General features: G+C 69.3%; 24 protein-coding genes. 4 read left to right on the top strand and 20 right to left on the bottom strand.

Annotation, left to right across the window (positions count from 1 at the left end; genetic code table 11):
• Window positions 1-21: 21 nt before the first annotated feature.
• The 4 genes from xfp to KAK03_RS18925 are packed head-to-tail and all read left to right on the top strand — an operon-like array spanning window position 22 to window position 6,822.
• On the top strand, window positions 22-2,451 hold the full coding sequence (xfp, locus tag KAK03_RS18940) for a phosphoketolase Xfp (protein ID WP_210856230.1): 2,430 nt from the start codon (window positions 22-24) through the stop codon (window positions 2,449-2,451).
• 5 nt (window positions 2,452-2,456) lie between these two features.
• Window positions 2,457-3,161 carry an ABC transporter ATP-binding protein gene (locus KAK03_RS18935; RefSeq protein WP_210856227.1) on the top strand — a complete coding sequence of 235 codons (705 nt, stop codon included), beginning with the start codon at window positions 2,457-2,459 and terminating at the stop codon, window positions 3,159-3,161.
• The gene (locus KAK03_RS18930) at window positions 3,158-5,668 is read left to right on the top strand and encodes an ABC transporter permease (protein WP_210856225.1); all 2,511 of its coding nucleotides are present in this window, start codon (window positions 3,158-3,160) and stop codon (window positions 5,666-5,668) included. Before KAK03_RS18935 ends, KAK03_RS18930 begins: the two co-directional genes overlap by 4 nt.
• A gap of 47 nt (window positions 5,669-5,715) precedes the next feature.
• On the top strand, window positions 5,716-6,822 hold the full coding sequence (locus KAK03_RS18925; RefSeq protein WP_210856223.1) for a hypothetical protein: 1,107 nt from the start codon (window positions 5,716-5,718) through the stop codon (window positions 6,820-6,822).
• 62 nt (window positions 6,823-6,884) lie between these two features.
• Here KAK03_RS18925 and KAK03_RS18920 read toward each other — a convergent pair whose 3' ends face one another.
• The 20 genes from KAK03_RS18920 to ppk2 form a co-directional block, all read right to left on the bottom strand.
• Window positions 6,885-7,424: a hypothetical protein gene (locus KAK03_RS18920; protein WP_210856221.1), complete on the bottom strand. Its 540-nt coding sequence runs from the start codon at window positions 7,422-7,424 to the stop codon at window positions 6,885-6,887.
• Window positions 7,425-7,454: 30 nt separating this feature from the next.
• Entirely contained in the window at window positions 7,455-7,694 is a 240-nt protein-coding gene (locus tag KAK03_RS18915; RefSeq protein ID WP_247661282.1) for an SHOCT domain-containing protein, read from the bottom strand.
• A 28-nt stretch (window positions 7,695-7,722) separates the two neighbouring features.
• Window positions 7,723-8,169 (bottom strand): DUF302 domain-containing protein, encoded by a 447-nt coding sequence (locus tag KAK03_RS18910; RefSeq protein ID WP_210856219.1) that lies wholly within the window; start codon window positions 8,167-8,169, stop codon window positions 7,723-7,725.
• Between the two features lie 13 nt (window positions 8,170-8,182).
• Complete coding sequence (locus tag KAK03_RS18905; RefSeq protein WP_210856217.1) at window positions 8,183-8,590, bottom strand: hypothetical protein; 408 nt, start codon at window positions 8,588-8,590, stop codon at window positions 8,183-8,185.
• A gap of 172 nt (window positions 8,591-8,762) precedes the next feature.
• On the bottom strand, window positions 8,763-8,996 hold the full coding sequence (locus tag KAK03_RS18900) for an SHOCT domain-containing protein (RefSeq protein WP_210856215.1): 234 nt from the start codon (window positions 8,994-8,996) through the stop codon (window positions 8,763-8,765).
• Window positions 8,997-9,020: 24 nt separating this feature from the next.
• Window positions 9,021-10,055, bottom strand: a complete 1,035-nt coding sequence (locus tag KAK03_RS18895) for a type II glyceraldehyde-3-phosphate dehydrogenase (protein ID WP_210856213.1) — start codon at window positions 10,053-10,055, stop codon at window positions 9,021-9,023.
• Window positions 10,056-10,084: 29 nt separating this feature from the next.
• Complete coding sequence (locus tag KAK03_RS18890) at window positions 10,085-11,701, bottom strand: ABC1 kinase family protein (protein WP_247661281.1); 1,617 nt, start codon at window positions 11,699-11,701, stop codon at window positions 10,085-10,087.
• Window position 11,702: 1 nt separating this feature from the next.
• Entirely contained in the window at window positions 11,703-12,764 is a 1,062-nt protein-coding gene (locus KAK03_RS18885; RefSeq protein WP_247661280.1) for an NAD(P)-dependent oxidoreductase, read from the bottom strand.
• 40 nt (window positions 12,765-12,804) lie between these two features.
• Window positions 12,805-13,476 (bottom strand): DUF6629 family protein, encoded by a 672-nt coding sequence (locus KAK03_RS18880; protein WP_210856211.1) that lies wholly within the window; start codon window positions 13,474-13,476, stop codon window positions 12,805-12,807.
• 58 nt (window positions 13,477-13,534) lie between these two features.
• Window positions 13,535-14,149: a VTT domain-containing protein gene (locus KAK03_RS18875; RefSeq protein ID WP_210856209.1), complete on the bottom strand. Its 615-nt coding sequence runs from the start codon at window positions 14,147-14,149 to the stop codon at window positions 13,535-13,537.
• Window positions 14,150-14,161: 12 nt separating this feature from the next.
• Window positions 14,162-15,307 (bottom strand): S1C family serine protease, encoded by a 1,146-nt coding sequence (locus tag KAK03_RS18870; RefSeq protein ID WP_210856306.1) that lies wholly within the window; start codon window positions 15,305-15,307, stop codon window positions 14,162-14,164.
• Window positions 15,308-15,324: 17 nt separating this feature from the next.
• Entirely contained in the window at window positions 15,325-16,224 is a 900-nt protein-coding gene (locus KAK03_RS18865; RefSeq protein WP_210856206.1) for a ribose-phosphate pyrophosphokinase, read from the bottom strand.
• Window positions 16,221-17,771 carry a thymidine phosphorylase family protein gene (locus KAK03_RS18860; protein WP_210856204.1) on the bottom strand — a complete coding sequence of 517 codons (1,551 nt, stop codon included), beginning with the start codon at window positions 17,769-17,771 and terminating at the stop codon, window positions 16,221-16,223. The genes KAK03_RS18865 and KAK03_RS18860 overlap by 4 nt, the downstream gene beginning before the upstream one ends.
• Window positions 17,768-19,126 carry an MBL fold metallo-hydrolase RNA specificity domain-containing protein gene (locus tag KAK03_RS18855; RefSeq protein ID WP_210856202.1) on the bottom strand — a complete coding sequence of 453 codons (1,359 nt, stop codon included), beginning with the start codon at window positions 19,124-19,126 and terminating at the stop codon, window positions 17,768-17,770. Before KAK03_RS18855 ends, KAK03_RS18860 begins: the two co-directional genes overlap by 4 nt.
• A gap of 22 nt (window positions 19,127-19,148) precedes the next feature.
• A complete protein-coding gene (locus tag KAK03_RS18850) occupies window positions 19,149-19,646 on the bottom strand; it encodes a TPM domain-containing protein (RefSeq protein WP_210856200.1) in 498 nt (165 codons plus the stop codon).
• A gap of 2 nt (window positions 19,647-19,648) precedes the next feature.
• Window positions 19,649-20,521 carry a TPM domain-containing protein gene (locus KAK03_RS18845; RefSeq protein WP_210856198.1) on the bottom strand — a complete coding sequence of 291 codons (873 nt, stop codon included), beginning with the start codon at window positions 20,519-20,521 and terminating at the stop codon, window positions 19,649-19,651.
• A complete protein-coding gene (locus tag KAK03_RS18840) occupies window positions 20,518-21,132 on the bottom strand; it encodes a LemA family protein (protein WP_210856196.1) in 615 nt (204 codons plus the stop codon). The genes KAK03_RS18845 and KAK03_RS18840 overlap by 4 nt, the downstream gene beginning before the upstream one ends.
• Window positions 21,133-21,152: 20 nt before the next feature.
• Entirely contained in the window at window positions 21,153-22,457 is a 1,305-nt protein-coding gene (locus KAK03_RS18835; RefSeq protein ID WP_210856194.1) for an MFS transporter, read from the bottom strand.
• Between the two features lie 21 nt (window positions 22,458-22,478).
• Entirely contained in the window at window positions 22,479-24,953 is a 2,475-nt protein-coding gene (locus KAK03_RS18830; RefSeq protein ID WP_210856192.1) for a heavy metal translocating P-type ATPase, read from the bottom strand.
• Between the two features lie 22 nt (window positions 24,954-24,975).
• A complete protein-coding gene (ppk2, locus tag KAK03_RS18825) occupies window positions 24,976-25,848 on the bottom strand; it encodes a polyphosphate kinase 2 (protein ID WP_210856190.1) in 873 nt (290 codons plus the stop codon).
• Window positions 25,849-25,851 lie beyond the last annotated feature (3 nt).

Genomic DNA, 25,851 nt, shown 5'->3' with positions numbered 1-25,851 from the left:
CCGCGCAACCTGGACCCGACGATGAACCACCACCTTCCCTGGGTCGCCGAGCGCGTGCGGCTGTTCCGCGACTCCGATGCCAACTTTGCTCGCTGGGCGCGAGGCTACGGCCCCATTGTGCACAACGACCAGACTCAACTGCGCGTGCACGAGCTCGCGCAGGTGCTCGTTGCCGGCGGCAAGGCGGCCGACACGGCGAGCGTCTACCGCATGCTGTGGGCCGCGGACCGTCTCGCCGCGGCCGGCATGTGGCTGACCGTGCACATGACGTACGCCGACAAGGTCCATCCCGACGGGCGCGAGATGGTGTCCGAGGACTTCAAGGAAGCGCCCGAGGGCCATACCGGCGGTTCGCTGAACATCGTACCCGCCTATGTCGGTTATCTCGCCGCCAATGCGCTGACGGGCCTGACGCGCGGCTGGCTGATGGGGCAGGGGCATTGCGTGGCCGGCATCGATTCGGTCAATCTGCTGGTGGGCAACATGACACCCCGCCACGCCGAGCGCTACGACCGCAGCGAAGAGGGGCTGACACGCTTCGCGCGCGACTTCTACGGCTACGCGATCGACGCGGGCGGGCGGCCGGCGTCGCCGCTGGGCAGCCACGTCGGCCCGAACACGGCGGGAGGACTTTCCGAGGGTGGCTATCTCGGTTTCGCCGAACTGCAGTACGTGCACATGCCGCTGCGCGGCGAACGGCTGGTGGTGTTCCTCAGCGATGGCGCCTTCGAGGAGCAGCGCGGCAGCGACTGGGCGCCGCGCTGGTGGCGCGCCGAGGACTGCGGCTTCGTGGCCCCGTTCATGATCCTCAATGGACGCCGCATCGAGCAGCGCAGCACGATGCAGCAGCAAGGCGGCCAGGAGTGGTTCCACCAGCACCTGCGCCTGAACGGATTCGATCCGATGGAGATCGACGGCACGGACCCGGCCGCGTTCGCATGGGCCGTGCACGCCATGGAAGAACGGCTCGCCGCCTGTGCGGCGGCCGTGGCGGCCGGGAGCATCCAGTACCCGGTGCCGCTGCACTACACCGTCGCCGAGGCGCCGAAGGGATTCGGCTTCCCCGGTGCAGGGACGAATGCCGCACACAACCTGCCGCTGGCCGGAAACCCTCGCGTCGATGCGCTCGCGCGCCAGCAGTTCAACGAGGGCGCGCGTGCCCTGTTCGTCCCCGCTGGCGAACTCGACGAGGCGCTGGCCGTGCTCTGCCGTCATCGCGACCAGCAGCGTTCGCTCGAGCGCGACCACCCGCTGGCCCGTCGGCGGGTCGATGCACCTGCGATGCCGGCAGCGCAGTGGCATGCCGTCGGCACCGGCACGGTATCACCGATGGCCGCGCTCGACGCCGCCTTCGCCGCCATCGTGCAGGCGAACCCGCAGCTGCGGCCGCGTGTAGGCAACCCCGACGAACTGCGCAGCAACCGGATGGGGCAGACGCTGGACCTGCTGAAGCACCGCGTCTTCGCACCCGAGCCGGGTCTCGCCGAGGCGGTGGACGGCGCGGTGATCACGGCCCTCAACGAGGAGGCGGTGGTCAGCGCGGCGCTGGGCAACAAGGGCGGCATCAATCTCGTGGTGTCCTACGAGGCCTTCGCAGTCAAGATGCTCGGCGCACTGCGCCAGGAGATTCTGTTCGCACGACACCAGGCCGAGGCCGGCAACCCGCCGGGCTGGCTGTCGGTGGTCACGGTGGCGACCTCGCACACCTGGGAGAACGGCAAGAACGAGCAATCGCACCAGGACCCGACGCTGGCCGAGGCACTGCTGGGCGAGATGTCCGACACCGCGCGCGTGCTGTTCCCGGTCGATGCGAACAGCGCGGTGGCCGCGCTGCGTGCCGCCTACCGCACCCACGGCGAGTTCTGGACCCTGGTGGTGCCGAAGCGGCCGATGACGGGCCGGCTGAGCGGCGAGCAGGCGCAGCAAATGGTCGAGCAGGGGGCCCGCGTGGTGAAGGCCTGCGAGGCACCCGAGGTGCTGCTGATCGCCATCGGTGCCTACCAACTGCAGCAGGCGCTGCTGGCGGCGGATCGGCTGGACGGAACCGGTCACCCAACGGCGGTGACCTGCGTCGTCGAGCCCGGCCGGTTCCGGCTGCCGCGCGACGAACGCGAGGGCACCTTCGTCGCGAACGATGCGGTCCTGGAGGCCCTGTTCCCGCCCGCGGCCACCGCGCGCGTCATCCTCTCGCACATGCGGCCCGAGGCGACCCTCGGCGTGCTGCGCCGCATCGACACCGGGCCGCGACGGACCCGCGCGCTGGGCTACATCGCGCGGGGCGGCACCTTGGATGTCGCCGGCATGCTGTTCGCGAACCGCTGCACCTGGGCGCACGCAGTGGCCGAGGCGGCCGAGGCGCTGGGCGTCGATCCGGCGGGCCTGCTCGGCGGCGACGAACTGGCCGCGGTGCGCGGGCGGGGTGATCCACGCACCGTGATGACGGCAGAGTGACGAACATGGCGCGGCCTTCCGCCATCGTGCGCGCCGAGCACGTGACCAAGGTCTACCAGCGCGACAGCATCCCGGTGCCGGCGCTGCACCTGACCAGCGTCGAGATCCAGGAGGGCGACTTTATCGCCCTGGTCGGTCCGTCGGGTTCCGGCAAGACGACGCTGCTGAACCTGATCGGCGGGCTCGACCGTCCGACCAGCGGCCGCATCTGGGTCGGCGAGCAGGAGATCACGTCCCTGGGCCGCAAGGCGCTCGCAGAGGTTCGCCTGCGCCACATCGGCTTCGTGTTCCAGGAATACAACCTGGTGCCGGTGCTCTCCGCGCTCGAGAACGTCGAGTACGTGATGCTGCTGCAGGGAGTCGACGAGGAACGGCGCCGCCGGGAGGCGCTGCGCCTGCTGCACGAACTCGGCCTGGAAGGTCTCGAGAGCCGCCGGCCCAATGAACTGTCGGGCGGCCAGCAGCAGCGCGTGGCGGTGGCACGCGCCATCGCGGCTCGGCCGATGATCGTGCTGCCCGACGAGCCGACCGCCAACCTAGACTCGCAGTCGGGCTCGGCGCTGATGGACATGATGCGCCGCCTGAACGAGGAGCAGGGCACCACCTTCGTCTTCTCGACGCACGACCCGATGGTGGTCGAGCGGGCGCGCCGCGTGATCCGCCTGCGCGACGGCCGCATCGAGGCCGACGAGCGAAAGCCAGCGTCATGATCTGGAAGCTGGCGCTGCGCAACGTCATGCGCAACCGCCGCCGCTCCGGCATCACGGTGCTGTCGATCGCGGTCGGGCTCGCAGCGTTGACCTTTCTGTGGGGATTCATCGACGGCCAGAACCGCCAGATGGTGAACAACACCACGCGCTACTTCGCCACCGATGCGCAGGTGCACCTGAAGGGCTACCACGACGACCCGAGCCTGGACCGCGCAATCGAGGCCGGCGACCGCGTGCTCGCGGCAGTGCGCGCCGACCCCGCCGTCGCCGCGGCGACGGTCAGGCTGGAAACGACCGTGCTCGCGAGCCGCGCGGACCGCTCGCGCGGCATCGTCGCCTTCGGCGTCGATCCGGCGGCCGAGTCCGCGGTCAGCGACCTGTCCAAGGCCATCGTTGATGGCCGCGCCTTCGATGGCCGGGGCGACGGCGGCATGCTGATCGGCACGGACCTGGCAGAGGCCCTGGCCCTGCGCGCCGGCGACGATCTGGTCTTGGTGGGGCAGGCCTACGACGGCTCCGTGGCGAGCGCTCGGGTACCCGTCCGGGGCGTGTTCCGCACGAAGATCGACGATCTGGACGGTTATGTCGCCGTGATGCCGATGGCGGTGATGCGCGACTTCCTCGCCGCGCCGAGCGCCGTGACGGCCGTCGCAGTGCGCCTGCGCGACCGGGGCGCGCTGGATGCGGCCGTCGAGAGCCTGTCCGTCCGCGTCGGTTCCGACCACGAGGTGGTGGGCTGGCCGGTGCTGCTGCCGATGGTGGCGGTCAGCACACGATTCCATGAAGTGATGGGTTTCGTGGTGCTGACGATCTTCTTCGTGATGGTAGCCGCCGGTGTGGCCAACCCGGTGTTGATGGCGGTGCTCGAGCGCACGCGCGAATTCGGCATCATGCTCGCGCTGGGCACCAGCCAGTCGCTGCTGTTCCGGCTCGTGCTGGCGGAGGCGGCGCTGCTCGGCGCGGCCGGGCTGCTGCTCGGCAACGCGGTCGGGCTGGGCGCCACGGCGGCGTTCGGGCGGATCGGCATCAACCTCGGCGCGTTCGCGGCCGGCCTTCGAACCATGCCCGGGCTGGAGGATGTGATCTATCCGGTGGTGCGCGCCGAACGCAGCCTGTTCATCTCGGTGATGGTGTTCGTGATCGCGCTCCTGATGGCGCTCTACCCGGCGTTGCGCGCCGCGACGCTGGAGCCGGTCGCCGCGATCCGAGGCATCGGCGAACGCGGCAAGGCACGCGTTCGGGGAAGGGGCGAGCCAACACCGGCCAGGCGCAGCCGCTGGCCCGTCTTCGTGCTGATCGCCGCGCGCAACCTGCTGCGCAATCGCAAGCGCAGCGCCATCACCGCCTTCGCCGCTGCCTTCGCCATCGTGGCCTACGTCTTCCTGTACGGCTTCTTCGACGGCTTCGCCGAGCAGATCGTCGGCAACTCGACCGGCTACCTCACCGGCCACCTGCAGATCGAGCGCCAGGGCTTGCGTCGCGACCTGGCGCCCGAACTGGCCTTCGAGGACGCCGGCGGCGTCCTGAAGGCGGCGCAGACCCTACCTGGCGTCGCTGCGGCGGCGCCACGCGTGCAGGCGCAGGCACTGGCCAGCAGCGCGACGAAGTCGGTGGGGGTGATGCTCTACGGCGTCGACCCTGATCTCGAGCCGGGCATCACCATCCTGCACCGCACCTTCGTCGAGGGCACGCCACTCGCGCGCGGTGCCGAGCGCGACATCGTCATCGGCAGGCGGCTGGCCGAGAAGATCGGCGCGAGACTCGGCGAGAAGATCGTCGTCATGGCACCCGGGCTGGCTGGTGAACTCGGAACGGCCGCGTTCCGCGTCCGCGGCATCTTCGCCACCGAGAGCAGTTCGTTCGACGGTGCAATGGTCTTCGTCACATTGCCGGCAGCGCAACGCATGCTCGGCCTCGGCGACCGGGTCTCATCGGTCAACCTGCGGCTCGTGGACCGATCCGAGGTGGACGAGGTGGCCCGCCAACTGTCACCGGTGGTGGCGAGCCGTGGCCTCGTCGCCTCGACCTGGCCGCAGTTGCTGACCCGCGTGGCGGACATGGTGGGCCTGGTTCGTGCCATCCGCACCGTCATCGTTGCGGTCTTCTTCCTCGTCGTGGCGCTGGCGGTGATGAACACCGTGTTCATGGCGGTGGCTGAGCGCACGCGCGAGTTCGGTGTGATGATGGCGCTGGGAACGCCGCCCGACGCGGTCGTGCGGATGGTGGTCTACGAGACCGTCGCGCTGATGCTCGTCGCGTCGGTCATCGGCTACGCGGTTGGTGCCGCCGTGGTCGCACTGTTCGGCAACATCGGGCTGGACCTGTCGGGCTTCTACCGCGACTACAGCGCCATCCCCGGACTGACCGGCATCGTCTATCCGCAACTCGTCGCCGGTAACCTCGTCGGGCCCGGCATCGGCCTGTTCCTCGCCAGCGTGGCGGTGTCGCTGCACCCCGCCGCCAAGGCGGCGCGGCTGGAGCCGACCGCGGCCATCCGGCACACGTGATGACGCTCCCACACCCAAGCGTCGGCGGGTGCGTAGCCGCACTGGTGATGGGGCTGGTGCTTGGTGCCGCCACTTCTCTGGCCTGGGCACAGCCGCTGGAACTGTCGGGGAGCCTGAAGAGCCTGTTCCTGCGTTCGCGGGCATCGACGGGCGAGGACTACGCGCTCAGCCTGAACCGGCTGCGCGTCGAGGCGAAGGGTGATCTTGCGCCGGGTCTTTCGCTCGACCTGCATTACGACAACGAACTGCTGCTCGGCACCTACCTGGACACCGGCGAGTTTCGTGCGCTGAAGGACCTCTCGCAGCGGCAGTACTGGCGAGCCGACGCGAACTACCTGGAACGTGGCGATGTCTACGGCCGTCATCGTCTGTATCGGGCGGCGCTGACGCTGACCCGCGGGGATGTCGATCTGAAGCTCGGCCGCCAGCGCATCGCCTGGGGGACCGGGCGCTTCTGGAGCCCGCTGGACATCCTGAATCCGGTCAGCCCGCTGGCGCTCGAGCGCGAGGAGCGCGTCGGCGTCGACGCCGCGTTGCTCGAGGCCAAGCTCGGGCCGCTGTCGCGCGCGTCGCTCGTGTACGCCCCCGCAACAGATCGAGGCTCGCCCAGTCGCGCCCTGCAGTGGCACGGCAATGCGGCCGGCGTCGACGCGTCGCTGGTCGCCGGACGGCTGCTGGGCCTGGACATCGTGGGCGTGGACGTTGCCAGCCAGATCGGCGATGTCGGACTGCGTGGAGAAGCGGCACGCCTTCGGCCGAGCGCAGGCCGCGGCTTCAGTCGGCTGATGGCTGGCGCGGACTACGCTTTCGCGGGCGGGCTGACCTTGAGCGCAGAGCTCTACTACAACGGTGCAGGCGATCGCGACCCGGTTGCCTACGACCTTGCCGCCTGGTCGGCGGGCCGTGTGTCGAACCTGGCTACCCGCTACGCTGGCCTCTTTGCGTCGTACGAGATCACGCCGCTGCTCAAGTGGGTGAACTACGCCGTCGTCAACGTCGACGACGGCAGCCACGGTTTCGACAGCCGGCTGGTCTGGTCGTGGCGGAACAACCTGGACCTGACGATCGGTGTTCAGCGCTTCACTGGCTCGGCGGGCAGCGAGTACGCGCGCATGCCGAATGCCGCGTTCGCGCAATTGCAGTGGTTCTTTTGACCTGAACGTGTGTACGGTCGCTCGGAGCTGTCCGACCGCCCTGGGCTCGTCCCCTCACCACGTCAGCGAGGCTGCCACCGGGGCGACCGCCGCAGCCAGATGGCGGCAACGACGAGCAGTGCATAGTTCAACACCATGAACCACGGCGTAGGCCAGGCGATGCCATCGAATCCACGGTCGGTGATCGGATAAAGCACCGGCGAAGGGTAGTACTCGCTCGAATGCGTGAAGACGTCGATCACGATGTGCGACCACCAGCCGGCCAGCGGCACCAGCAGCCATCGCCATCGAAGCCAGGCGACCATGGTGACGACGGAGGCGACGACGGCGCTGTGCATGACACAGTGCAAAGTGTGCGACCAGGCTTGCACCGCGGACGGCAGCCAAGGCTCGGCGCCCGGCGTCGCGAATGCGTAGCCCTGGAGTGCCGCCCATGTGCCGCCGCCCAGCAGTGCCCAGAGGGCGATGGGTATCAGGTGTCCGATGTCGGGCAGTGCCGCGAGCGCGACGGCGGTGCGCGCCTGGCTGGTGCTGACGGGCCAACGGCGCGCCACCGCCGCGACGCCCAGACCAGCCCACAAGGAGTGTGCAACGATGTCCATCTCATGCAACAGGTCAGATCATGAAGCGGCTCAGACTGACTTGCCTGCATCGCGGTCGAGCAAGGCTTTGCGCTGCTCATACTCCTGCGCGTCGATCTCGCCGCTGGCAAGGCGTCGCCGCAGCACTTCGTGCGGAGTTTCCCTGGAACCGCGCCGACCCCCTGAAGCGCGACCCCAGGTCGCATAGAAGACTGCGGCGACCAGCACGATCCAGAAGAGCCACCACAGCCCGTGCATGCCGCCCATGTAGAAGCCATTGCCAAAGTACATCAGTGCTCCTCGATCCGCATTGTGTCAGTCAGTCGGTCGCTGTGCTGTCGAGCGCCGAACGCACGCGCTGCAGTTTGCCTCTCACTTCCTGGGCTACTGCAGCGACCTCCGGATGCGCCGTCAACTGCAAGACGGCCTCCGGATCCATGAAGCCGACCACCAACCGACCGTCAGCCTCTTGGCGAACGACGACGTTGCAGGGCAGCAGCAAGCCGATGTCCGGCTCGGCCGTCAGCGCACGGTGCGCGAGGGGCGGGTTGCAGGCGCCCAGAATCCGGTAGGGCGGCACGTCGATCCCGAGCTTGGCCTTCATCGTGGCCTGAACGTCGATCTCGGTCAGGACACCGAAGCCCTCGGACTTGAGGGCGGCCGTGACCTGCTCGACAGCGCGACCGAAGTCGCGCTCCCGCAGCACGCCATGGAAGCCGTAGGGCGACGGCTCGGCGGCGCGGGTGGGGCTGTTGGAGTTCTTCACGTTGCAGCTCCCGTCACTTGGCCGCCGGCGCAGGCGCCGTCCGGTCCATCATCATCTGCATCATGGACTGCATCATCTCCATGCGCTTTTCCATCATCTGCTGGCGCGTGCTCATGTCCATCGGCGCACTCGCGGCCCCCATCGGTCCCATCCCTCGCATGCCTCCCATGCCCATGCCGCCCATCATGTCCATGCCGCCTTGCATCAGCTTCATTTGCTCGGCCATGAGTTTGCTGCGCTCTTCCGGCGTGCGTGCGGCGAGCAGCTTGTTGCGGATCTCCTGCATGGACTGCATCTGCTTGTCCATGTTCTGGCTCCAGGCTGACGGCGTTGCCGGTGTCTGAGCCGCGGTTGATTGCGCCCACGCCGGCACAGCGGCTGTCAACATGGCGAGGACCGTGAACGTACGGATGGATTTCATGAAGACTCCTGAGTGATGTGATGAGAAGCCCGCGCCGACGGCTGTCGGTGCGGGGATACATGCCGGACACAAGCCGGCGGAAAGAAACCATGAGCATGCCTGCGTTGGTGCAAAAAATGCTGCGCCGGTTTCAGCATCTTGAGCAGACAGCACCACGGCGTGTTGATACAGCTCAGCGCGATTGGCTCGGGTCATCGCCGAGCAAGCGAAGGCGCCGCTCGTAGTCCTCCCGCGAGATCTCGCCATCCTCCAGCCGCCGCAAGAGCTCCTCCTGAGCTGTGCCGCGCCGACTGTCGGTCTTCCCGGACGGGCCCAGCCCCAGGAAGATCATCCAGCCGGCAACGGCAACCCAGAACACCCACCAGGCACCGGCTGTGCTGCCGAGAAAACTAAGGTCAAGGGACACGGGGAACCTTCCAGACCCTGCTAGTCAGCGCAGGAAATCGCGCCGCAGTCCCAGCGAGGCATCGGTCTTCGCGATGGACCTCGCCGGGTCGGTCTCGATGCCGGTCAGAGCCCGGATCGCGTCGATGGTTTCCGGGATCACGATCGCCTGGTTGAAGACCTGGTAGGTGTAGTACGCCTGGTCGCCGTCGACGGCCAGCACGTCCTCCCACAGCGCTACCTCCCACATGTCGCCGCGCGGGCGGCCAAGGTCGGACATCAGCTCGACCGTGCTGTTCAGTGCCACGATCCCGTCCGACGAACGCACGAACGCGATCCGCGGTGCCGCCCGGAACGCCGCGAGCACCTCATCGCGCGTCGCCGGCCGGGTGAGTTCAACCCACCAGGTGTGCAGGTGGCTGGAGTTGTGTGCGGCCTTCACGGCGATCGTCACGACGTCGAGATCGGGGATGACGGTGCGCGCGTCCGGGCCCTGATGGCTGGGAATGACCTTCTCGGGGACCACCGTGTTGACGATGCCGTCGGCATGCGCCTCCCAGGGGTCGGAGGCGCGCCGGATCAGCGTGCCGCGTGCGCGTTTCAGCAGGCCTGCCGTCCGCAGCGCGCCGAGCGTGCGAACGATCGATGTGGTGTTGCACGACACGACGCGCGTCGACGAGCGCCCCAGCGCCGACGCATAGTTCGCCTGCGCGACGAACGAATGGCCGGTCAGGGCATGCGATTCGCCGCCGTGGAAGATGGCCTTGACACCAGCCGCCTCATACACGCCCTTGTTGATCGCGGCCACCTTCTTCGGTGTGCAGTCGACGACGACATCGGATTGCGCGAGCAGTTCGGAGAGACCACCCGCGACCGCGATGCCGGCCGCGCGCATCGGCGCCTCGGCCTGCGGCGTCGCCGCGTGCACGGGCAGCCCGGCGCGGGCCGCGACCTGCAGCCGGTAGTCGTCGACGATGTCGGCGACACCGGCGAGTGTCATGTCCTCCTGAAGGCGAACCGCGTCGGCGACGCGCTTGCCGATGACGCCGTAGCCGTTGACGGCGACCCTGATCCTGTTCATGTCCACTCCTTTGACGCTGGGTTCCCCGGTCAGCGCAGCGCGCGCCCGCGGGCGATGGAAAAGGTGAATCGGATGGCGAGCGCATAACCCGCCAGCGCGAGCAGCGGCATGCCGCCCCATTGCGGGCCCACGGCGTGCTGCATCAGCAGGCTGGAGGCGATGTACAGCCCGAGCGTCACCAGCGCGAGCGCGACCCGGCGGCTGGCGCGGTCGACGCCTTCCTGCAGCCGCGCGTCGGGCACGATCGCGATCTCGAACAGGTGCTGCCGGGCGAGAGCGCCGTGCAGTCGCTGGGCCACCAGCGCGGGAAGGTCGCGCGCCGCGCTGCCCATCTCGAAGGCCAGGCGCTTCGACGCTTCCGGCTGCGGCGCCTGCCGGAGCGAGCCGGCCGCGGCATGGCGCGACAGCGTCTCGAAGATCGAGAACGCCGGCGCCAATGCGCGGACCGTGCCCTCGAGCAGCAGCATCGTGCGGGTCAGCACGAGCAGGTCCGTGGGTAGGCGTACCGCCTGCGAGCGGCCGGCGGCGACGAGCCGTCCGAGCGCGGCGGGCAGCGACCAGTCGCGCAGCGGCCGCTCTGCACAATCGGCCAGCAGCGACTGCACCACCGGCAGAAAGGCGCGGCGTTCCACCTGCGCCCCTACCAAACCCAGGTCGAGCCAGGCATCGACCACCCAGTCGGCGTCCTGCTCGACGAAGGCGAGCGCGAAGGCCGTCAGTGCGCCGCGCAGGCGGCGGTCCAGGCGGCCGACGATGCCGAAGTCGTGGAAGCAGATCCGCCCGTCGGTCATCACGAACAGGTTGCCCGGGTGCGGATCGCCATGGAACAGGCCGTGCTCGAAGAACTGTGTCACGTAGCTGTCGACGAGGCGGCTCGCGCAGGCCTCGCGTTCGGGCGCGGCGACGGCGTCGATGCGCACACCGCTGCTGAAGCGCTGAACCATCACGGAAGACGCACACAGGCCGTCAATCACATCCGGGATGTCGACGTCCGGCGAGCCGCGCCACGCATCGGCAAAACGCCGCACGAAGCGAGCCTCGCGCGCGAGGTCCATCTCGAGCCGCAGGTTGCCGGCGATCTCGTCGACGATCGCCACGAGGCCCCAGCGCCGCAGCGGTGGGAGCATGGCCTGCGCCACAGTGGCAATCACGCGCAGGATGCGCATGTCGGATTCGACGGCCTCGGCGGCCCCCGGCCGGCGGATCTTGACGATGACCTCGGTGCCGTCGGGCAGCGCAGCGCGGTGGATCTGCGCCACGGAGGCTGCGGCCAGTGGCGCCAGGTCGAAGCGTGCGAAGAGCTGCGAGCAGGGGCGCCCAAACGCGGATTCGACGGCCAACTGCGCCTGCTCCGATGGAAACGCACCCACATGATCCTGCAGCCGCGCCAGGGCTTGCTGTGCCGTGTCAGGCAACAGGTCGGCGCGCAGGCTCAGGTGCTGGCCAAGCTTGACGAATGTGGTGCCCAGCCCTTGCAGAAGGGCCGCGAAGCGTTCGGCCACGGGATGGTCGTCGCAACGCATCACGCCGCGGTGCCAGGCCCACCACAGCACGAAGCCGGCAAAGGCCAGACCGATCCGGAGCGCGCGCCCGAACGGCGACCGGCGTTGCGGCCGCGTGGCACGAGCGGATGCGGCATTCGGCATGTCAATCCACGCGATGTCGCGGCTGGCCGGCCCGCCATGCCGAAATGTTGTCGACCGTCTCGCGCAGGATGCGCGCGACCGCCTCGCGCGTATTGAAGCCGACGTGCGGTGTTGCAAGCACGCGCGGGTGGCGCAGCAGCGGGTGCGACGATTCCCAACCGCGGTCGCAGCCCAGACCACCGCAGCCCATCGGCGCCTCCGGCGCAGCGCCGTCTTCGCGCTCGAGCACGTCCAGACCGGCCGCGGAAACGGTGCCGCGGTCGAGCGCGCGCAGCAGTGCCTCTTCGTCGATCAAGCCGCCACGCGCGGTGTTGAGCAGCACGACGCCGGGTTTGATGCGGGCAAAGGCGTCGTCGTCCAGCAGGTGATGCGTGTCAGGGGACAGCGGCACGTGGAGGCTCAGGACATCACTGCGCTCGAGCAGTTCGGACCATCCGACGAAATCGATGCCCAGGGCGATCGTGGCTTGCGGTCGTGGTCGCGGGTCGAACGTCAGAACCTTCATCCCGAAGCCCTGTGCGATGCGTGCCACGTGCGTTCCGATGCGTCCGAAGCCGACGAGCCCCAGTACCTTGCCTTCCAGTTCGAAGCCGGTGAGGCCCCGGTACGAGAAGCTGCCCTGGAGCGCCCGGCCGCGTGCCTCGCACAGGCGGCGGGCAAGCCCCAGCAGGAGCGTGAAGCTGTGCTCCGCGACGGTGGCGGCCCCGTAGTCGGGCACGTGGACGACCGCGATGTCGCGTTCCCGGCAGGCGTCGAGGTCGATGTGATCCACGCCGGCGGAACGCGTCGCCACCAGCCGCAGCGCCGGCATGTGCCGCAGCAACTCGCGTGTCACCGGCGTGTGGATGAACACACACAGCACCTCGACCAGTGCCGCAGCGCTGCCGTCGGCGTCGATCTGGGTATCGGGCAGGAAACGTGGCCTCCACGAACCCGGGCACAGAGTTTCGAGCGCTACCTGGTCTTCGGCTGCGACGTCGATGAAGAGCACTCGCAGGCCCGTGGGCGGCCTGGCCGCAGCCGGCGCTTCGGGCGACACGGACCCGCTGGACATGGCGCTCATGCCATGGCTCCCGTCACGCGATAGCCCTTCGTCGCGTCCATCAACGTGCCTCCAGTTCCGGCGCCGCGCCGCGAACCCGCGCCGTCCGGCGCGCATCGGTGAAGTACAGAAACACGATGACGCTGAGCACACCGGCGAAGAAACACCATACCGAGATGAACCAGGTCGCGTAGAAGGCGTAGGCCGCCACCGCTGACACGAACGCGGCCACGCCGAAGGCCACGACCCGCGCGTGGCTGGAGAACATCAGGCTCGCGCAGGTACCGAGCAGGTACAGCGACATTGCGGCCAGCGCATAGAAGTGCGGCGACTCGTAGGCGATGTGCTGGCCTGTCACGGTTGCGACGATCGGCAGTGTGAAAAGGGTGGCCAGCAGGTACAGCCCCACGGCGGTGCCGGCGGTGGCGATGGCGACCAGCACCCGCCGCCGCCAGGGCACCGCTTCGAGCGCGAGCGCAGCCAGCGGCACGTAGATCGGCCAGAGCACGTGCGAGAAGAACGAGTAGGCGTGCGTCAGCACCGTGTTGAGCAGCGGCGCGCGGTCCGGGAAGGTCAGCCAGAGCGCGCCCTCGAGCAGTTGCTGGATGCCGAAGAGGACCGGTATCCAGGCGTACGGCAGTTCGGAGCGCAGGCGCGCGCGGCGCACGGTGGCTGCGCCGACGACCAACAACGCGGTGCCGGCGGCGAAGCTGGCTGGCGCGGAGAAGCACATCAGCAGACCTCCTGCAGCAGGTGGGGGGGCGGTCGCGACCGCGGCTTTGCGGGCATCGTCACCGGCGCTCCCCGGGGGACGCGGCATCGTTCCGCCGCGCCGGCGTGGCCGACAGGGCACGGGCGACGATGATGCGCAGCGCATCGGCGTGCCGCTGACCGCGCCGAAGCGCACGTTCCGGAAAACGCGAGGCCAGCCAGGCATACACGAGGTACTTGGCCAGCTTGCCGACCCACAGCGCGAGCACCACCTCGGCGATCGGCAGCCGGGAGATGCCGGCGAACATCAGCGCCGGCGTGAGCGGCAGCGGCGTGGCGGCGATGACGAGCAGTGCCACGACGCCGTAGGCGGACAACCAGCGCGTTGCGTCGTTCCAGGCGGACGAACGCACGACGTCGGGATAGGCGGCGAAGAGCCGCGCCCAGCCAAGGTGGTGGAACACCAGGTACAGCACGGCCGCGCCCAGCGCCGCGCCCAGGCTGGCGCCCACGGCGATGCCGCTCCAGCGGCGCCGCGCCATCAGCACCGCCGCCACCAGCAGGGTTGCAAAGGACACGGACATCGAGAGCGCCGCACCGAGCGCCACCGCACCCACCACCGCCGGAAATGCGGGGCTGTCGGCCCGCCGCAGCAGGGTGCGCAGCAGGCCCGACTGGAGTGCGACGCGCAGCACGGGATGCCGCTCTCATGGCTTGCGCGTGACCGGGCGTCGGCCCAACTCCACCGCGAGCGAGACGGCCTCGCGGCCACGCAGGATCTTGAACTGCGCCTGCGTGCCCGGGCTCAGCGCGGCCGTCTCGTTGATGAGCGCGGCGGTGTCGCTGATCTCCTTGCCGTTGATCGAGACGACGGTGTCGCCGGCACGCAGGCCGGCGCGGTCGGCCGGGCCACCGCGCTGCACGGCGACGAGTGCGGCACCGGCTGCGGCGCCGGTCGTCTCGTGGATGACGTCTCGGGCACTCACGCCGAGCCAGCCGCGGCTGACGCGGCCGGTGGCGATGATCTGCTCCATCACCTGCCGCGCGAGGCTCACCGGGATCGCGAACCCGATGCCCTGCGATCCACCGCTGCGCGAGTAGATCGCGGTGTTGATGCCCACCAGGTGACCGGACGCGTCGACCAGCGCACCGCCCGAATTGCCCGGGTTGATGGCCGCATCGGTCTGGATGAAGTTCTCGAAGGTGTTGATGCCGAGACGGTTGCGGCCCGTCGCGCTGACGATGCCCTGCGTCACCGTCTGGCCCACGCCGAACGGATCGCCGACGGCCAGCACGATGTCGCCGATCTGCACCGACGCCGGATCGGCGAAGGTGATCGGCTGCAAACCCTTGACCTCGATACGCAGCACGGCGAGGTCGGTCTCTGGGTCGGTGCCGACGACGCGCGCCTCGGCCACCTTGCCGCCGGGCAGCATCACGGCAATCTCGTCGGCGCCCTCGACGACGTGGTTGTTGGTCAGGATGAAACCCTGGGTGGCGACGATGACGCCGGAGCCCAGGCTGGATTGGCCCTGCGCTGCCTCCTCGTCGGGGCCGCCATAGGGCCGCAGCCAGCCGGGCAGCTGTCGTGGTGGTGCCTTGCGCGTGTAGATGTTGACGACCGAGGCCGAGGCCTTGGCCGCCGCCGCGCGAAAGCCCCCCTCGAGGCGCGTCATGACGGCCTTGCCGTTTGGTGCCGACGCTGACGTGTCGGCGTGCGGCGCCTCGCGCAGCGCCACGACATCGGTGCGGGCCGGCGCCACGGGCTCGGGCCCGAACGCCTTCCAGGCGATCAGCAGGCCGGCCGACACCGCGATCACCTGCGCGATGAGCAGCCACAGCCGCCAGACCAGGGGCGGTCGATTGTTGTTCACGATGTGGTTCCCTCCATCAACTCTTCCAGGGCGCGCGCCAGCGGCTCGACGACACTGATCTCGTTGGATGCGTGCGGCACCGTGTCGCAGGTGAGCACGCGGGCCGGCCCGCTGGCCAGCAGTTCTTCATAGGCGCCCGGCGCGAACAGCGCGTGCACGCCGATGCACAGCGGTGCCGGCAGTCCGACGCGGCGCACGCTGGCCACCGCCTGGATCATGGTGCGTGCGCTCGAGACGATGTCGTCGACCAGCACCGGATGGCGGTCCTGCCAGGCCGACACATCCGGCAGGCTGACCTCGACGTCGCGGTCGCCGCGACGGATCTTTTGCAGCACGGTCCAGGGCGCGCCGGCGGCGGCGGCAACCTCAGCGACCCATTGCTCGCTCTCCGAGTCGGGGCCGATCAACAGCGGGCGCTCGACCTGAGCCGCAACCCATCGGGCGATCAGCGGCGCCGTGTGCACGACGCGCGTGGGGATGCGGTAGATCTCGTCGAGTGCGTGGTAGCGGTGCAGGTGCGGATCGGCTGTCGCGAGCGCGTCGAAGGCGGTCGACAGCAGCGCCGCATAGGAGCGCGACGTCACCGCCTCGCCGGCATGGAAGCGCCGGTCCTGTCGCAGGTAGGCGAGGTACGGTGCCGCCAGCAGCACCTTCGCCGCGCCGAGGTCGCGCGCGGCGTCGGCCGCGAACAACAGCGGCAGGGTTTTCTCGTCGGGCCGCGCGAGGCTGCAGGTGAGCACGACGGTTCGGCCCGTCACGTCGGCATCGAGGCGGACCAGCGACTCGCCGTCCGGAAAGCGGTGCAGTTCCAGGCCGGCACGTTCGGCCTGCAGTGTGCGCACCAGCCGCTCGGCAAAGGCCTCGTCGCCGGGCAGATGGAAGACGATAGCTCTCAAGACACCTCCGAGATCTGGAAGATGGGCGGGCGGGCATCGACGTACTGGCGTGCGTAGGCCAGTTCCCCCGGTGCCTGCGCATGCAGCGTGAACAGCGGCTGCCCGGCTTGCACGACATCGCCGAGGCGGGCGTGCACGTCGACGCCGGCGGCCGGTGCCTTCGGCGCGCCGGCGAGCTTGGCGGCTCGCGACAGCACGCGGTTGTCGATCGCCGTGATGCGCCCTCCCGATGGCGCCTCGACGACCTGCCGGTGCGACGCCAGCGGCACCTCGCGCAGGCCGCCCTGGGCTTCGCAGATGGCGGCGAACTTCGACCAGGCCCGGCCGTCGGCAAGAACCTCGGCCGCCAGGCGCAGGCCGTGGCCTTCCGGCGCCGCGCCGCCCAGTTCCAGGATGTCGCCGGCCAGGCGCAAGGCGCGCTGCCTGAGGTCGTCGGGCGCATCGGCCTCGCGGCGCAGCACGGCCAGCACGTCGCGCGCCTCCAGCGCCGGGCCGATGCCGCGCCCGACCGGCTGCAAGCCGTCGGTGACGCGCAAGGCCACCTGCAGTCCGATGGCCCGGCCAACCTCGATGAGGCGGCGCCCGAGTGTCTTTGCCGCCTCTGCGCTGCGGACCTTGGCGGTCGGCCCCACCGGCAGGTCGATCAGCACATGCGTCGAGCCGGCCGCCGCCTTCTTGGATAACACGGAGGCGACGAGTTGTCCCTCGCTGTCGAGATCAAGCGGTCGCTCGACGCGGATCAGGATGTCGTCGGCCGGGCTCAGCCGGACCGAACCTCCCCAGACGATGCAGGCGCCGGTGCTCTCGACGGTGCGCCGCATCGCGGCGATGTCGAGATCGACCGGGGCCAGCACCTCCATCGTGTCCGCCGTGCCGGCAGGGGACGTGATCGCGCGCGACGAGGTCTTGGGCATCGTCAGGCCACAGGCCGCGACGATGGGCACGACGAGCAGCGTCGTGCGGTTGCCCGGCAGGCCGCCGACGCAATGTTTGTCCACGACCCTGTCGCGGCCCCAGTCCAGCCGTTCCCCCACGTCGATCATCGCCCGCGTCAGCGAGACGGTCTCGTCGAGATCGAGGCGGTCGCCCGCGCAGGCGGTGATGAAGGTGGCCAGGTGCAGGTCGGAATAGCGGCCGGCTGCGATGTCGCCGATGACGGCGCTAAAGGCACCGGCATCGAGGCGGTGGCCGTAGACCTTGGCACGGACATGGCTGAGCGACTCGAGGACCGGCGCGTGGCTGACGGTGAGCCACTCGCCCGGCTGCGGACGAAGTGAAGTCCATGCCGCCTCGGACAGGCCCGCGATGCCATGTCCGAGCCAGGGGCCGTCCACGACGCTGAGCGTGGCCACGATGCTTCCCGAGCGCGCCGTGAGCTGGACACGTGCCTGTGTCGTGAAACCCTCGGAACGGCAGACCGCGCAATCGCGCCGCATGTAGACGACCGGCTCCTGGTAGGTGTCGATGCCGGTGCGCCAGGCACGCAGCGTTTCGTCGGCGCCCGCACCGTGCGCGGGCGTCGAGTCCGTGCCCATGTTCGCGCTCATGCCAGTTCCACCGTTTCCAGGTAGTCGGGCACGCGGCAGGGCCAGCCCAGTTCGTGCTCGATGCGCGAGCGCATCGCGTCGGCCGCTGCCGGTTCGCCGTGGGTGATGAAGGTCTGCGTCGGCGGCGCGTCGAAGCCGCGCAGCCACTGCAGGATCTCGCCGGCGTCTGCATGAGCGGACAGGCTGTCCAGCGCCGCCACCTCGGCATGGATCGGCACGTCCTCGCCGTGGATGCGCACGGAGGCGGCACCCTGCAGGATGGCGGCGCCGCGCGTGCCGCCGGCCTGGTAGCCCGCGAACAGGATCGTGTTGCGGCGGTCCGGCGCGAAGGCCTTGAGATGGTGGACGACGCGACCGCCGGTGGCCATGCCGCTGGCCGAGATGATGACCATCGGGCCGCGCCTCGCACTCAGTGCGCGCGAGTCGTCGGGCTTGTTGACGATCGTCGCCGCATGGCACATGGCATCGCACTGCTCGGGGCTCAGCCGGTGCTCGGTACGGTGCGCGTGGTAGATGCGCGTCGCGTCGGTGGCCATCGGGCTGTCGAGATAGACCGGCAGGTGGTGGATGACGCCGCGCTGCTTGAGCAGGTGGATGCAGTACATCAGGTTCTGCGCCCGCCCCACGGCGAACGCCGGGATCACGACGACCCCGCCGCGGGCCGCCGTCCGGTTGATGACCTCACCGAGCTTCGTCAGGGGATCGCTCGCCTCGTGCTGGCGATCGCCGTAGGTCGATTCGACCACCGCGTAGTCGGCCCCGGGCACGCGCGTAGGCGCAGCCAGCACCAGGTCGTTCGGGCGCCCGATGTCGCCGGAGAACAGGATCGAACGCCGTCCGTCGTCGATCTTCACGAAGGCAGAGCCGAGCATGTGTCCCGATGGATCCAGGCGCGCCTGCAGCCCGGGCACCGGGCTCCATGACGTGCCGTAGGGCCGCGGCACGAACTGCTTCAGGCAGCGTTCGGCGTCCTCGCGGGTGTACAGCGGCAGGGCCGGCTTGTGCTTGGAGTAGCCGCGCCGGTTGGCGTACTCGGCTTCCTCCTCCTGCAGGTGGCCGCTGTCGGGCAGCAGGATGCGACAGAGCTCGTGGGTCGCCTCCGTGCAATAGACCTTGCCCTTGAAACCCTGCCGCGCGAGCAGCGGCACGTAGCCGCTGTGGTCGATGTGGGCATGCGTCAGCACGATCGCGTCGATGCCGGCGGCCGGCACGGGCATCGGTGCCCAGTTGCGCAGCCGCAGTTGCTTATAGCCCTGGAAGAGGCCGCAGTCGACGAGCAGCGTCGCGCCCTCATGGCGCAGCAGGTACTTCGAGCCGGTGACGGTGCCGGTGGCGCCGAGGAATTGCAGTTGCATGGAGTCCTCTTGGGGTGTGTGTTCAGAGCAGGAGCGGGGCGTCGGGCAACTCGTTGCGATCGCCGGGCGCGAGCGGGAAATGGCGCGCCACCAACTGCGTGACGGCCTCGATGCCCTGGACGGCGCCGCAGCCGAAGTCGCCGGCGCCGAAGTGCGTTTCCATGCCGCGGCAGATCACGGACCAGGCCTCGGCGCCGGCCTTGGCATGGATGCCCCGGTCGGCGACGATCTCGACCCGCCGGTCCGCCAGCAGCACGTAGATCAGCACGCCGGTGTTGTGCTCGGTGTCCCAGACGTGCAGTCGTGCGAAGAGCTCGATGGCGCGTTCGCGCGCCGTCTGGCCGCGCAGCAGCGGCAGGCCGTCGAGCGAGCCTTCGGCGACGAACCGGATCTCTGCTGCATGGGTGGCCTCGCTCGCGGCGATCGCCTGCTCGATCGACCGCAGCGCAGAGGCGGGGAAGGCGCGGCGCACGCGCGCCGAGGTCGTCGCGAGGTGGCGCAGGAGTCTGGCGAGATCCATCGTCACCACCGACCGGAGGCACCGCCTCCGCCAAAACCGCCGCCACCGCCGCCGAACCCGCCGCCGAAGCCACCGCCCCGGCGCCCGCCGTGCCCGTGCATGCCGCCGTGGCCGCCCATGCCGATGCCCAGCAGCGTGACGAAGAAGCCGGTCATGCCTGCGGTGGCTGCGACGGCAAGGGTGCCGAGCGCGAACCAGGCGACGACGCCCAGCAGACCGCCGACCACCAGGGCCCCGGGCACCCGGCCCAGCACCTGCCGCAACACGCCGCCGAGCACCAGCGCGACGATGAACAGCACGGGCCAGCTTTGTCCGAGGCCGTTGTCGGCAGATGCCGCGCCCCGCCGCGTCGGGGCCGGCAGGGCCTCGCCATCGAGGACACGCACGATCCGGTCGAGCCCTGCCGTGAGTCCTCCATAGAAGTCGCCCTGCCGGAACCGGGGAGTGATGACCTCCGCGATGATCCGCGCCGCCGTGGCATCGTTCAGTGCGCCTTCGATTCCGTAGCCGACCTCGAGCCGCACGGCACGATCGTCCTTCGCGACGAGCAGCAATGCGCCGTCGTCGACCTTGCGCCGGCCCAGCTTCCATTGCTCCACCACGCGCAGCGCGAAGGGTTCGATCGCCTCCGGCCGCGTCGTCGGCACGATCAGCACCGCGATCTGCGTGCCCTTGCGCTCCTCGAACGCGCGCAGCGACTGTTCGAGCGCGGCGCTCTGCGGTGCTGTCAGCGTTCCGGTCAGGTCGGTCACCCGGCCTTGCAGCGGCGGCACCGGGACCAGGTCCTGGGCGGCGCCCAGCGTGGCCCCGCACAGGAGCCAGGCGACGGCGAGCCAGCGCAGGAAGCGTCCGAGCGGGACGCGGGCTGCTGTCACTTCTTGGCACCCGAGGCGCCGATGCCGCCGAGATCGACCTTCGGCGGCACCGTGAGCGCCGCTTCGTCGGCGACGCTGAAGTTGGCCTTGACCCCATAGCCGAACACCATTGCCGTCAGGTTGCTGGGGAAGGTGCGAACCGCGACGTTGTAGTCCTGCACGGCCTTCACATAGCGGCCACGCGCCACGGCAATCCGGTTCTCGGTGCCTTCGAGTTGAACGCGCAGGTCCTGGAAGCCCTGGTTGGCCTTCAGGCTGGGGTAGTTCTCGCTGACGGCCAGCAGGCGCGACAGCGCGCTCGACAGCTCACCCTGCGCGGCCTGGAACTTGTTGAACGCCTCGGGGTTGTTGACCAGTTCCGGCGTGGCCTGGATCGAGGTGGCCTTGGCGCGCGCCTCCACCACCTTGGTGAGCGTTTCCTGCTCGAAGTTGGCCTCGCCCTTGACGGTGGCCACGACGTTCGGGATCAGGTCGGCGCGGCGCTGGTACTGGTTCAGCACCTCGGACCAGCTGGCCTTGATCTGTTCGTCGGTCGACTGGAAGGTGTTGTAGCCGCAGCCGGAGAGCGCGAGCGTCAGCGCGGCAAGAAGGGCGACGAGGAAGTGGCGCATGGTCAGGGCTCCTGGGGTTGTCATTTGGGAAGCGGCTCGGAAGAAGCGCGTGGCGACCGCGACGGCTGGCCTTCGATCGCCCACCACGCGGGTCGCACGATCAGGCTGCCCAGCGTGGCCAGCAGCGGCAGCGCGAGCCACGCGAAGCTGAGTTGGGCCACCGCGCCGAAGAGCCAGCCGGTGGCCGCCGAGCCCAGCGTCTGGCCGACTCCTGCTGCCGCGGCCAGCCCGCCCATCGTGGCGCCGAGCCGTCGCCGGGAGGCTCCCGCGGCGAGGTAGGAAATCGTCGGCAGCACGAGCCCGGTGCCGGCGGCGGTGAAACTGACGCCGATGTACATCCAGGCGTCGCTGCGGTGCTGCGCCAGCATCGCCAGGCCCGCGATCGCCAGCACCAGCCCGGCCGCCATCACGCCGCGGCCGGCGGCGCGCTCGAGCAGACCGGTGAAGAACAGCAGCGCGTTGACGCCGAGCATCACGAGGCTGCACTCGGCGAACATCAGCGAAATCTCGCGCGACGACAGCGTCGGGTGCTGCTGGCCTTGCAGCACGATGCCGAGCTCGAAGCCGGACAGCACGAACATGACCACGCCGTTCAGCCCCCACAGCGCCATTGCGCGCCTTCGATCGGCAGACGCAGGCTGCGAATCGTCCTCGAGGGCGGCTGGCGGGACGCGCGGCAGGGTGGCGGCGAGTCCCAGCATCATCAGCGCGCCCAGTGCTGCCGACATCACGATCACGAGATCGGTCGGGTCGAGAGTACCGTCCCCGACGCCGGCGAGTGCGCCGGCCATCTGCGCGGCGGCGGCATTGAGTCCCGGCCCGAACAGGAAGCCCAGCAGCGACATCGCGCCGAGCCACGCGAACCGGCGCGCTCGCTGGCTCTGCGGCGTGTGCTCGGCGACGAGCGCGGGCACGACCGGCACGACGGCCGCCACGAAGAAGCCGGTGGCGCCGCGCAAGGCATAGATGCCCGCGATCCCGACCCAGTCGGCCCGCAGCAAGGGAAGCAGGCTGGCGACGTAGCCGACCAGTCCGATCATCAGGATGCGGCCCCGACCCCAGCGGTCGGAGACCAGCCCCCACAGCGGCGCGCCGACCAGCACCCCGGCGGCGTACAGACCACTGAGCAGTCCGACATGGCGCGCGACTTCGGCCTGGCCATCGTCCGTCATCAGCGGCGCGAGCCAAGCCGGCAGCAAGGGCATGAGCGCGCCATAGCCCGCGGAGACGACGAAGACCGCAGCCGCCAGCCAAGCCAGTTGCCACGCCCCCAGCCGCGGCGCTGCCGGCAATCGCTGGCGTTCGAGGCGGCCAGGGTTTGTCATCGCTGCAACACCGCGTCAGGTTCAGGCCGACGCGCCTTGCGCCACCGTCGACGACGCGGCCGGCGCAGGGTGAGGACTGCGGATGCCGGCGAGCTTGGTGCGCTTGAGCATCAGCGCGTTGATCGCCACGATGGCCGAACTGCCCGACATCGACAGTGCCGCGACCTCGGGCGACAGCGTGAACGGATAGAAGACGCCGGCTGCAAGCGGAAAGGCGATCACGTTGTAGCCCACCGCCCACCACAGGTTCTGGTGCATCTTGCGCAGCGTCGCGCGCGACAGCTCGATCGCGCCGACGACGTCGTAGGGGTCGCTCTTCATCAGCACGACCTGGGCGCTTTCCATCGCCACGTCGGTGCCCGCGCCGATGGCGAAGCCGACATCGGCCTGCGTCAGGGCCGGCGCATCGTTGATGCCGTCGCCGACCATGGCGACCTTGTGACCCTGGTTCTGCAGTTCCTTGATCTTTGACGCCTTCTGACCCGGCAGCACGTCGGCAAGCACGATGTCGATGCCGAGTTCCTTGCCGATGCGCTCGGCAGTGGCCTGGTTGTCACCGGTGATCATGGCGACCTTGACGCCGCGCTCCTGCAGCTTGGCGATCGTGGCCCTGGAGGTCGGGCGCACCGCATCGGCGATCGCGATCAGGCCGATGAGGCGGCCGCCGCGTGCCACGTGAACGACCGTGCGGCCGCCGCCCTGCAGGCGTACTGCCTCGGCTGCCAGTTCCGCGAGGCCGATCCGCTCCGCCTCCATCAACTTGCGGTTGCCAAGCAGAACGACCTCGTCCCCGATCCTGGCGCGCGCGCCCTGGCCGTCGATGTTGGTGAAGGCGGTGGCGGTCTCCTGCCCCTCCGACGTCTGCGTGCCGGCGCGCTTGAGCACCGCCAGCGCCAGCGGGTGCTCGGAGAACTTCTCCACTGCGGCCGCGGTGGACAGCAACTGCGCTTCCGTCACACCCGGCGCCGGCACCATCTCGACCACGTCCGGCTGGCCCAGTGTCAGTGTGCCGGTCTTGTCGAAGACAACCACCGTCAGCTTGGTCGCGTTCTCCAGCGCCGCGGCGTTCTTGAAGAGAATGCCGTTCATCGCACCGAGGCCCGTACCGACCATGATCGCCATCGGTGTGGCCAGCCCGAGCGCGTCGGGGCAGGCGATCACGAAGACGGTAATGGTGAGCGTGAGGGCGAACAGCAGCGGCTGGCCGAGGACCCAGAACCACACCGCGAAGGTCGCGAGTCCGACGACGATGGCTATGAGCACCAGCCACTGCGAGGCCTGGTCGGCGAGCAATTGGCCCGGCGCCTTCGAGTTCTGCGCTTCCTGCACCAGCTTGACGATCTGCGCGAGCGCCGTGTCGGCACCGACCTTGGTGGCCTGGTAGCGGAAGCTGCCGCTCTTGTTGATGGTCGCGCCGATCACCGCATTGCCGACGACCTTCTTCACCGGCATCGACTCACCGGTGAGCATCGACTCGTCGACCTGCGATGCGCCGTCGATGATCTTGCCGTCCACCGGGATCTTGTCGCCCGGCTTGATGACCACCGTCTCGCCGACCAGCACCTCGGAGGTCGGCACCTTGGTTTCGACACCGTTGCGCAGCACGGTGGCCATCGGCGGCGCCAGGTCCATCAGCGCGCGGATCGCATCGGAGGCGCCGGCGCGGGCGCGCATCTCCAGCCAGTGGCCGAGCAGGATGAACACCAGCAGCACCGACGCGGCCTCGTAGAACACCTCGCCTTCGTAGAAGAACGTGGCACCGAGGCTGAACACGTAGCCGGTGCCGACCGACAGCACGACCAGCGTGGCCATGTTGGCCACCTTGTTGCGCGCGGCGCGCCAGCCGGCGACGAAGAACGGCCAGCCGGGATAGGCGATGGCGCCGGTGGCGACGATGAACAGGAAGAGGTTGCGATCCATCCCGAACGGCGTCGCGAAGTCGCCGAACATCTTGCCCATCGGCGAGTAGAGGAACACCGGAATCGAGAACAGCAGCGCGACCAGGAAGCGGTTGCGCATGTCGTTGGCCATGTCCTGCATCGACATGCCGGGCGCGTGGCCCATGTCGTGCATCATGTCGCTCATCTGATGCGCGGCTTCGCCGCCGTGGCCGGCATGCGCCGCGTGACCCGCGTGCGGCGCGGCCGGTGGTGTCTTCGGTGCGGCGCCGCTCACGGCAGGCGTCGTGGCGGCAACGTGCCCGGCGTGCCCGGCGTGGGCGCCATGGCCTTCGTGTCCCGCGTGCTCGGCATGTCCCTCGGGCGGGCAGACGTGGGCGGGCAGCATCTCGCCGCGGCAGTGGTAGCCGCACTCGACGATGCGCCGTCGGATGTCCTCCAGCGATGTCTTCGTCTCGTCGTAGTGCACGGTGGCGCTGCCGGCGACGTAGTTGACGTCGACGTGATGAACGCCGGGCAGCGCTGCGATCTGGCGCTGCACGCCGGCGGCGCTCAGGCTCGAGACCAGTTCGCCGACTTCTACGGTGCTTGTCTTCATGAAGGATCCTTTGGATGGGATATCAGCGGGCCAGGCGTCCAGCCTCGAGGCAATCGGGAGAGAACTCGAACACGATGTCGGGGTCGGGACGCACGAGCTTGTCCTTCCGGCCGGCGTAGTGGAGCCGGGAGAGCATGTCGCGCATCAGGTTGAGACGGGCCAGGCGCTTGTTGTCCGCGCGCACGATGCGCCACGGCGCTGTCGCCGTGTGCGTTCGCATCAGCATGGCGTCGCGTGCCGCGGAGTACGCCTTCCAATGCTTGACGGCCACTGCGTCGATCGGGCTCGACTTCCACTGCTTGAGCGGGTCGCGGCGGCGTTCCTCGAGGCGCTTGACCTGTTCCGCCTTGCTGACGTCGAGGTAGTACTTCAGCAGCTTGATGCCCGATCCGACCAGCATCTCCTCGAACTTCGGCACGGACTGCATGAACTCCGCATGCTGCTCCCTGGTGCAGAAGCCCATGACGTGCTCAACGCCGGCCCGGTTGTACCAACTGCGGTTGAACAGCACGAGTTCCTCGGCCACCGGCAGGTGCGGCACGTAGCGCTGGAAGTACCAGCCGCTGCGCTCGCGGTCCGAAGGCTTGCCCAGTGCCACGACGCGGGTCTCGCGCGGGCTGAGGTACTCGACGATGCGCTTGATGCTGCCGTCCTTGCCGGCGGCGTCGCGACCTTCGAGCACGACCAGGATCCGGTCCTGGCAGCGGATGAAGTGGCGCTGCAGCTTCACCAGTTCGACCTGCAGCACGTGAAGTTGGGCCTCGTACTCCTCCCTCGACAGGGATCGGTCCGTGGACGCTGCGGTGTCGGACGCTGGTGCGGTTGCTCCGCCGGCCGCATCCGCGCCGGTAGTGATCTTGGCGAGCTTCTCGTGCTTCTTGTGCTTCTTGGACATGAC

It is taken from the genome of Ideonella alba, from assembly GCF_018069845.1.
GTDB lineage: Bacteria > Pseudomonadota > Gammaproteobacteria > Burkholderiales > Burkholderiaceae_C > Ideonella > Ideonella alba.
Note: the sequence above shows the minus strand (reverse complement) of the source record. Positions and strands in the feature narration are given on the sequence as shown.